This is a genomic window from Microcoleus sp. Aus8_D2 (assembly GCF_036702665.1).
GTDB lineage: Bacteria > Cyanobacteriota > Cyanobacteriia > Cyanobacteriales > Microcoleaceae > Microcoleus.
The window spans coordinates 151,615-158,511 of the sequence record NZ_JAUBUN010000002.1 but is presented as its reverse complement, the minus strand read 5'-3'; the positions used below and the strand labels follow the sequence as shown (position 1 = coordinate 158,511).

At 46.8% G+C, this 6,897-nt stretch carries 5 protein-coding genes; 4 read left to right on the top strand and 1 reads right to left on the bottom strand.

What is annotated here, in order from left to right:
* Nucleotides 1-252 precede the first annotated feature (252 nt).
* Nucleotides 253-2,679, bottom strand: a complete 2,427-nt coding sequence (locus QUB64_RS02530; RefSeq protein ID WP_333266173.1) for a class I SAM-dependent methyltransferase — start codon at nucleotides 2,677-2,679, stop codon at nucleotides 253-255.
* A 250-nt stretch (nucleotides 2,680-2,929) separates the two neighbouring features.
* Between QUB64_RS02530 and cobA the strand changes: the two genes are divergently transcribed.
* From cobA to QUB64_RS02510, 4 genes are all read left to right on the top strand, one after another.
* The gene (gene cobA / locus QUB64_RS02525; protein ID WP_333266171.1) at nucleotides 2,930-4,498 is read left to right on the top strand and encodes a uroporphyrinogen-III C-methyltransferase; all 1,569 of its coding nucleotides are present in this window, start codon (nucleotides 2,930-2,932) and stop codon (nucleotides 4,496-4,498) included.
* Nucleotides 4,499-4,826: 328 nt separating this feature from the next.
* Nucleotides 4,827-5,015, top strand: coding sequence for a DUF2281 domain-containing protein (locus QUB64_RS02520; protein WP_333266169.1), 189 nt, complete (start codon nucleotides 4,827-4,829; stop codon nucleotides 5,013-5,015).
* 16 nt (nucleotides 5,016-5,031) lie between these two features.
* Nucleotides 5,032-5,388 (top strand): type II toxin-antitoxin system death-on-curing family toxin, encoded by a 357-nt coding sequence (locus tag QUB64_RS02515; protein ID WP_333266167.1) that lies wholly within the window; start codon nucleotides 5,032-5,034, stop codon nucleotides 5,386-5,388.
* A 251-nt stretch (nucleotides 5,389-5,639) separates the two neighbouring features.
* Nucleotides 5,640-6,848 (top strand): tetratricopeptide repeat-containing S1 family peptidase, encoded by a 1,209-nt coding sequence (locus QUB64_RS02510; RefSeq protein ID WP_333266165.1) that lies wholly within the window; start codon nucleotides 5,640-5,642, stop codon nucleotides 6,846-6,848.
* The last annotated feature ends 49 nt before the right edge of the window (nucleotides 6,849-6,897 follow it).

Below are 6,897 nucleotides of genomic sequence, written 5' to 3'. Positions count from 1 at the left end.
CCAGGTTCGTAGTAAGGACTTTAGTCCTCCTCCAGGTTCGTAGTAAGGACTTTAGTCCTCCTCCAGGTTCGTAGTAATACCAATTCACTATGAAGCTGCACTCAATATAATGTGAAGGATATACTCCCCCTAACAGAAATATCAACCTCAATTAGTGTAACTTCATAGTGAATCGGTATAAGGACTTTAGTCCTTTTTCATGCTTCATTTTTCATTCCATAGAAAGGACTGAAGTCCTCACTACAAACCAAATTATGGCAACTTTTGAAACCAGACTCCTGTTTCATCAATAGTATGCAGAGAAAATGACTCGCCTTTCATCTTCTCAAAATCGTGTACTGCTTGCTTGCAGCCCTCCCAGTGTCCGTAATCATCAACCTGAATCAAACCGTTAGCAATCACGCTGTCATACAGCGTATTAAAGATATCCATTGTGGACTCATACCAATCTCCATCAGCGTGCAGAAACGCAATACTTCCGATTGCTGACTTATATTTGGGTAAAGTCTCGGCAAATAATCCCTTAACTGGTACCACAATATCTGTAACTTGCAATAACTCACAGATTTTATCCAAATTTTCACTAATTGCAGCTTTGAGAGTTCCTTCGCCAAAATTAGTGAGATTTGCAGGTATTCCCTGATGTTTATCAATCTCAGTAGGTGCCGGCATTCCTTCAAACGTATCAAAAGCATACAACACTCTCGGACGGCGGCTGTAATGTTTAATTACAAATGCGATTAACGCCGCTGAACCGCCTTTGCAAGTTCCGCATTCTACAAAATTTCCCGGCAAATCTTCCACACATACTTGCTTCGTCAAACAATAAAGCGAGAACAGTCTCGATTCGCTAAGCAGCGTGTAGGGGCGCACAATTGACAAGATATTTTTAAAGTTTGCAGGAGAAGTTTGCAGTGACGATTTGCTGCTGTAAAGAATAGTCGGCAAATTTGGCTGTTGTAGGGGTGGCAAGTTCTGTTTTTGCATAACAGAAATACCGCTGACTGAATAACCCTGCAAATGAGCTGGCAAATTCCAATCAATATTGGGATCTGGTTGATGTTTTACAGGCTCGACATCCCCCCGCCAAGCTGCACCCATAATTTGCATTGTTTGATATACTATCGTTTGCCATCCCTTTTGTTTCAAGTAATCTAAACCCTTAGCCACAGCAGGAGCAGCTAAATCGTGAAATAAAATTATTGCATCTTTTTCAGCTAATTGCTCGCAAGCGATCGCATCATTTAACGGGCCTTCACCTTCGTGTTCTCCGTCGATAAAAATTAACGACCATTTGCGGTTAAATTCCTTTGCTAATTCCTGTACTCTTTGGGGGCTGTAACCGGGTACTAGCGTCACGGTAGTCTGCACGCCAGAGGCATTGAGAGCGCCTTGAATTGAATCGATGACGCTTTGTCTGATATTCTCGGCTTCTAATAGCGGATCGACGACATCTAACTCTACTCCTGCGAGGGCTAAGTGACAAGCAGACCACCCCAGCCAGCAACCTATTTCTAGTGCTTTTTTACCTGCAAATTGCAGGGCTGTATTGTAAAGGATGTGTGCTTCGTCGCGGCTGAGAAATCCGACTGAACTAGCACGGCGATCGACATACCAATTGTGCTTGATTTCCCGGCGCAGGTAAGGCCACGGACAAGTATTAGTATCGCCAATCATCATGTTGGGAAAATAGGCATCTGGGAGGATAATTTTTAGTCCGGGCGAGACGTAATCTCCGACGGGCAATGTATTATTGTGAATTTGAGATGGTGGTTGTACTGTCATTTTTTCTGATTTTAATTGTGGGGATACTGGCTGTTGGAGCGGTTGGTATCGGAGACTAATTTCTATTTGATTGCCGTCGGTTGTTGCTAATTTTACTAAGTCGTGCTTGTGACCGGTGATGTGCAGAATGCCGATCGCCCCGTGCGGCAAATACGGCTCCACAAAACAAGCTCGCTGCGTGTCCCAGACGGGCAAACCGAAGTTGCAGCTCCAGTTGCACCGAGCCGGCAGCATCTCTGTGCGATCGAACATTTCAGTGCCGTAAACCAACCGATTTAACGCTATTTGGTCGGTCATCAAAGAAACGTGCCGCTGCAATCCCTCTTCCAGATATTCCGCCCAAAGTTCCCAGTGCGGGGCGTCTTTGTGCAGCGCGAAAACACCTGCATTTATGGTGGGATAGCTGTGCAACTGTTGGGCTACTTCTTCCCCAAAAGCTGCCTCATAATCACGATAAACAAAATCCCAGTACCACGGCAATTTGCCGTAAGCTAAATAATAGCCTCTGTCCAATTCTGGAACAACTGCTAAGCCGCGTTTAGCCGCGCCTTTTACTAATAGTTCAACAGCTTGCCAATCTTGCACCCAAGCATCGGCATCTATCCACAGGTAGATGTCAAAATTGGGGAAGTAACGGCGCAGAAACGGACGCGCTAAAAGTCCTTTGAGATAGTGAGGAGCTGCATTTTTGCCAGGAAAGTCAAATTCCCAATCGGGTTTTTGAATGATATTAACTTGTGTTTTCAGCCACTGCAATTGTTCGGGAGTGCAGCCGAGATCGAAAAAGCCGATCGCCACATTTGCACCCTCGGATTTTTCCCGCACCGATAAAATAGTGCCTCGCACCAGTTCAAAGTAATTTGCATCGGCGGCCGTGATGATGATAATCTGCATAAATAGGGGTGGGGGCGGGTTTATTTAATCTGTTTGCACCGTTGAGGGCGATCGGTGAACCCGCCCCTACAGGCTGATTGAAAAGGGTGCGTCTCGTGGGGTGGGGGCGGGTTTATTTAATCTGTTTGCACTGTTGAGGGCGATGGGTGAACCCGCCCCTACAGGCTGATTGAAAAGTCTGATTTAATTATACGGTAGGGTGGGCAATGTGCACCGCAATATTCATAAACTATACTATCTAGGAGGAAGTGTGAAAAACCCAAAAGGAAAAGTTTATCTAGTCGGTGCAGGGCCTGGAGATTGTAACTTGATGACAGTGCGATCGCACAAACTGCTATCCCAAGCCGAAGTCTTAATCTACGACGCTCTCATCGATATCCCGCAACTCGAATTAATTCCAGCAACTTGTCGGAAAATCGAAGTTGGGAAACGAGGCGGGAAACCTTCAGCCCAGCAGCAAGAAATTAACCGCTTGCTGGTAGAACACTGCAAGCTTGGTAAACAAGTTGTACGGCTTAAAAGCGGCGATCCGTTTATTTTTGGTCGCTCCAGTTCCGAAATTCAAGCATTAATCACAGCGGGCTGTGAGTTTGAAGTCGTGCCGGGGATTTCGTCGGCATTAGCCGCACCTTTACTAGCAGGAATTCCCCTCACAGATCCGGTGATGAGCCGCTGTTTTGCGGTGATGAGCGCCCACGAACCAGATGCTTTGGAATGGGAAGCTTTAGTGCGGATAGAAACTTTGGTAATCTTGATGGGAGGGCGCAATTTAAGCGAGATAGTCTGGCAATTGCAAAAACACGGACGATCGCCCGAAACTGCGATCGCCATTATCCGAGATTGCGGCCGCCCCGAACAGCAAATCTGGATCGGCACGCTCTCGGATATTGTACAGCAAACAACAGGTGAATCTCTATCGCCTTGCGTCATAATCATTGGGGAAGTAGTCAGATTGCGCGAATATTTAATCCAGCCAGAAAGCACAAACATGAGCCATACACCTGTCTCCGCTAACCACAGCCTGCCGCTAGCCGGAAAAACGATTTTAGTCACCCGCGCAGCTTCCCAGTCTGCTCAATTTAGCGATCGACTCCAGCAACTAGGAGCCCGCGCGATCGAAATGCCCGCCTTGGTAATTGGTGCGCCTTCGAGTTGGGAACCGTTAGATAGCGCGATCGCACAATTGTCAAGCTTTCACTGGTTAATTCTGACTTCTCACAACGCTGTAGACTGCTTTTTTCAACAATTGCAAGCAAAAGGCAAAGACGCCCGCAGCTTGTTTGGCATTAAAATAGCAGTTGTCGGGAAAAAGACAGCAGAAAGTTTGCGATCGCACTCGCTACAACCAGACTTTATTCCCCCCAACTTTGTCGCCGACTCCCTAGTCGAAAACTTCCCCGACAATTTACAAAACTGTAAAATCCTATTTCCCAGAGTAGAAAGCGGCGGGAGAGAAGTTTTAGTTAAAGAATTCACCGCCAAAGGAGCGCAAGTAATCGAAGTGCCAGCTTACCAATCTTGCTGTCCCGAAACAATCGATCCGATCGCCCTAGCCGCGCTCCAAAATCAAGCCGTAGATATCATCACCTTTGCCAGTTCCAAAACCGTGCATAACTTTTGCCACCTCCTCGAAAAAACTCCCAAATTCTCTTTATCTAAGGATTGGCTAGAAAGCGTTTGCATCGCATCCATCGGCCCGGAAACTTCCAAAAGCTGCCAAAATTTATTGGGCAAGTTAGACGTAGAAGCCACAGAATACACGTTAGATGGGTTGACTGAGGCGATCGTCCAATGGGCAACAAAAAATCAAAATTTGTAACTTTACTCTTCAGTCTGCGGAGGCAGACTACCCTTTGGGAAGGCTAACGCCTACGTTTGTATAGACGCGGTTTCAACCGCCGTCTTCATTTTTTCCAGCCGAGGCAGAGCCTCTGGATCTGGGTTCCAAGGCAGAGCTTTGGAACCAGTTAAAGGACGTTCGGCCTTCGCGAGCGTCGCCCGCTCGCGAAGTCGAAGGGAGCAGGTCGTTGGGTCGAGCCGCGGACTTCGTTTTTATAGCAGCGGTTTCAACCGCCGAATGTTACGGGTAGCCCTTGATTATTCAGTCTGTAACTTGTAAAATAGTTGTAAAATAACTAGGAGGAAACATGACCGCAAAAGACAAACTTCTCCAAGAAATTGACCAAGTACCCGAACCCGTGCTGCTGAAAGTTCTTGAATTTTTGCTTTCCTTAAAGACTGAGGAACAACAAAAACTAGAATCCCAAACATGGCAAGCATATTTAGATTCAGAGCGTGAAAGAAAGGAGGTTTACCGTCGCCTTGCAAACTCCTAATTTTGTCAGTAAAAACATGGTTTTAAGTATCCACGCTAGACAAATAGAAATATTTGGTGGTACTTCTGGTGTCAGAGATGAAGGATTATTAGAATCAGCTTTGGCTCAACCTCAAGCAACTTTTTGCGGTCAACTTTTGCATCCAACAATTAGCGCACAAGCTGCGGCCTATCTCTACCACCTAGCGATGAATCATCCATTTCTGGATGGCAATAAAAGAACGGCTTTTGCGGTAGCAGATACCTTTTTGCGTTTGAATGGCTGCACTCTGAATTTGACGGACGATCGAGCATATGATTTAGTCATGCAAGTCGCACGGGGAACGATGACTAAGGAAGAATTAAGCACTGAGTTTGAGTCATGTATTGTTTAGTTTTATTAAGAATTAAATTGGGCAACATACGTTCAGATTAGGAAGGTGCGCAGTGCACACCCTACGTTGATGCAATGTCGTGTCCGGGGCCGAGATCGGGGAATCGCGGAACAAAATAGCGAGTAAAATTATCACTAAAGAACAAAGCCGATCGCCCCAAGCGTCAAAACACTAATCAAACTAAAAACCCAAAAAGCCCAAACCGCCAGCAGCAGCGAACTCCCCCAGGTATCTACCAATTAGCAACAGCCATGAATATAAATTTTTCTCGTTATGACAGCTTAACCACCTTGCTAGCAGGAACCACCGCAGCCTTAACCATCGTCATCAGCCAACCCGCGATCGCCAAAACTCCCCAACAAGTAGCCAGCATCGCCGGGCCGCTGACAGTACAAATCAACAGTTCCCTAGGAGACGGTTCCGGCGTAATTATTGCCAAAAACGGCAAAACTTACACAGTTTTAACAGTCAACCACGTCGTAGAAAAAGCCGACGTAAAATACACCGTTCGCACATCGATCGACAAAAACTATCCAGCAACAGCAGTCACCCGCTTGCAAACAGCCCCAACAGACCCGGATTTAGCAGTAGTCAAATTTGAAAGTCCCGAAGAATATCCAGTCGCGACGATCGCAGATTCCGATCGAGCCGTCATCGGTACTCAAATCTTCGTTTACGGCTATCCTGCTACCGGCGGACTGTTCGGCGCCGAACGAGAACCAGAACTCTCTCCCGGACTCGTTACCAGCCGCCCGCACAGCCGCCCAGAAGGTTATACTTTGCGGTATCAAGCCGTAACTTGGAGCGGTATGAGTGGCGGCCCAGTTTTTGACTCCGAAGGCCGAGTCATCGGTTTACACGGACAAGGGGAATTCGGTTTCGCCCAAACCAGTTCCGGGGAAGTCGCCCCGATTAAAACCGGATTTAATGCAGCAGTTCCCATTAATACATTTATCGCCAAGTTAGTGGCGGCCCGAATCAACAAATCCGAGTTGAAAATAGACAATTCTCGTCCTACCACAGTTCCCATATCCACCGTCAACCCAAAAGATGCCCAAGCCTATTATTTTCTAGGGCTGGTGAACTTAGATGAAGGAACTGCTTCGGGGGCTTTGGAGGCGATCGCCGATTTCAACAAAGCACTCAATTTCAATCCTAAATACACCCCAGAATTGTATTTTAATATCGGCAATGCCCGCACTTTATACCTCGCCAGACGCGATCCCGCATTGGACGACGGCCGCGCCCCAAACCCTATTGAACCATACACTCCGGCGATCGCAGCCAAGCCCGGTTTTGCCGATGCCTACTACAACCGAGCTTTAGCTTACCTGGTAAAAAAAGACAAACCCAAAGCAATTGCCGACTTTCAAAAAGCCGCAGAACTTTACAAGCAAGGCGGCAGAACAAGTGCCTATCAAGACGCCCTCAACAGAATCAAACAATTGCAGTTAAATTAGAAGTTAAGAATTCAGAATTCAAACGATCGATCGCCCTAACTCCGCAAAT

Coding starts and splice junctions, on each gene's coding strand:
- QUB64_RS02530 (WP_333266173.1), bottom strand. CDS start 2,679: ATGCAGATTATCATCATCACGGCCGCCGATGCAAATTACTTTGAACTG.
- QUB64_RS02520 (WP_333266169.1), top strand. CDS start 4,827: ATGACCGCAAAAGACAAACTTCTCCAAGAAATTGACCAAGTACCCGAA.
- QUB64_RS02515 (WP_333266167.1), top strand. CDS start 5,032: ATGGTTTTAAGTATCCACGCTAGACAAATAGAAATATTTGGTGGTACT.
- QUB64_RS02510 (WP_333266165.1), top strand. CDS start 5,640: ATGAATATAAATTTTTCTCGTTATGACAGCTTAACCACCTTGCTAGCA.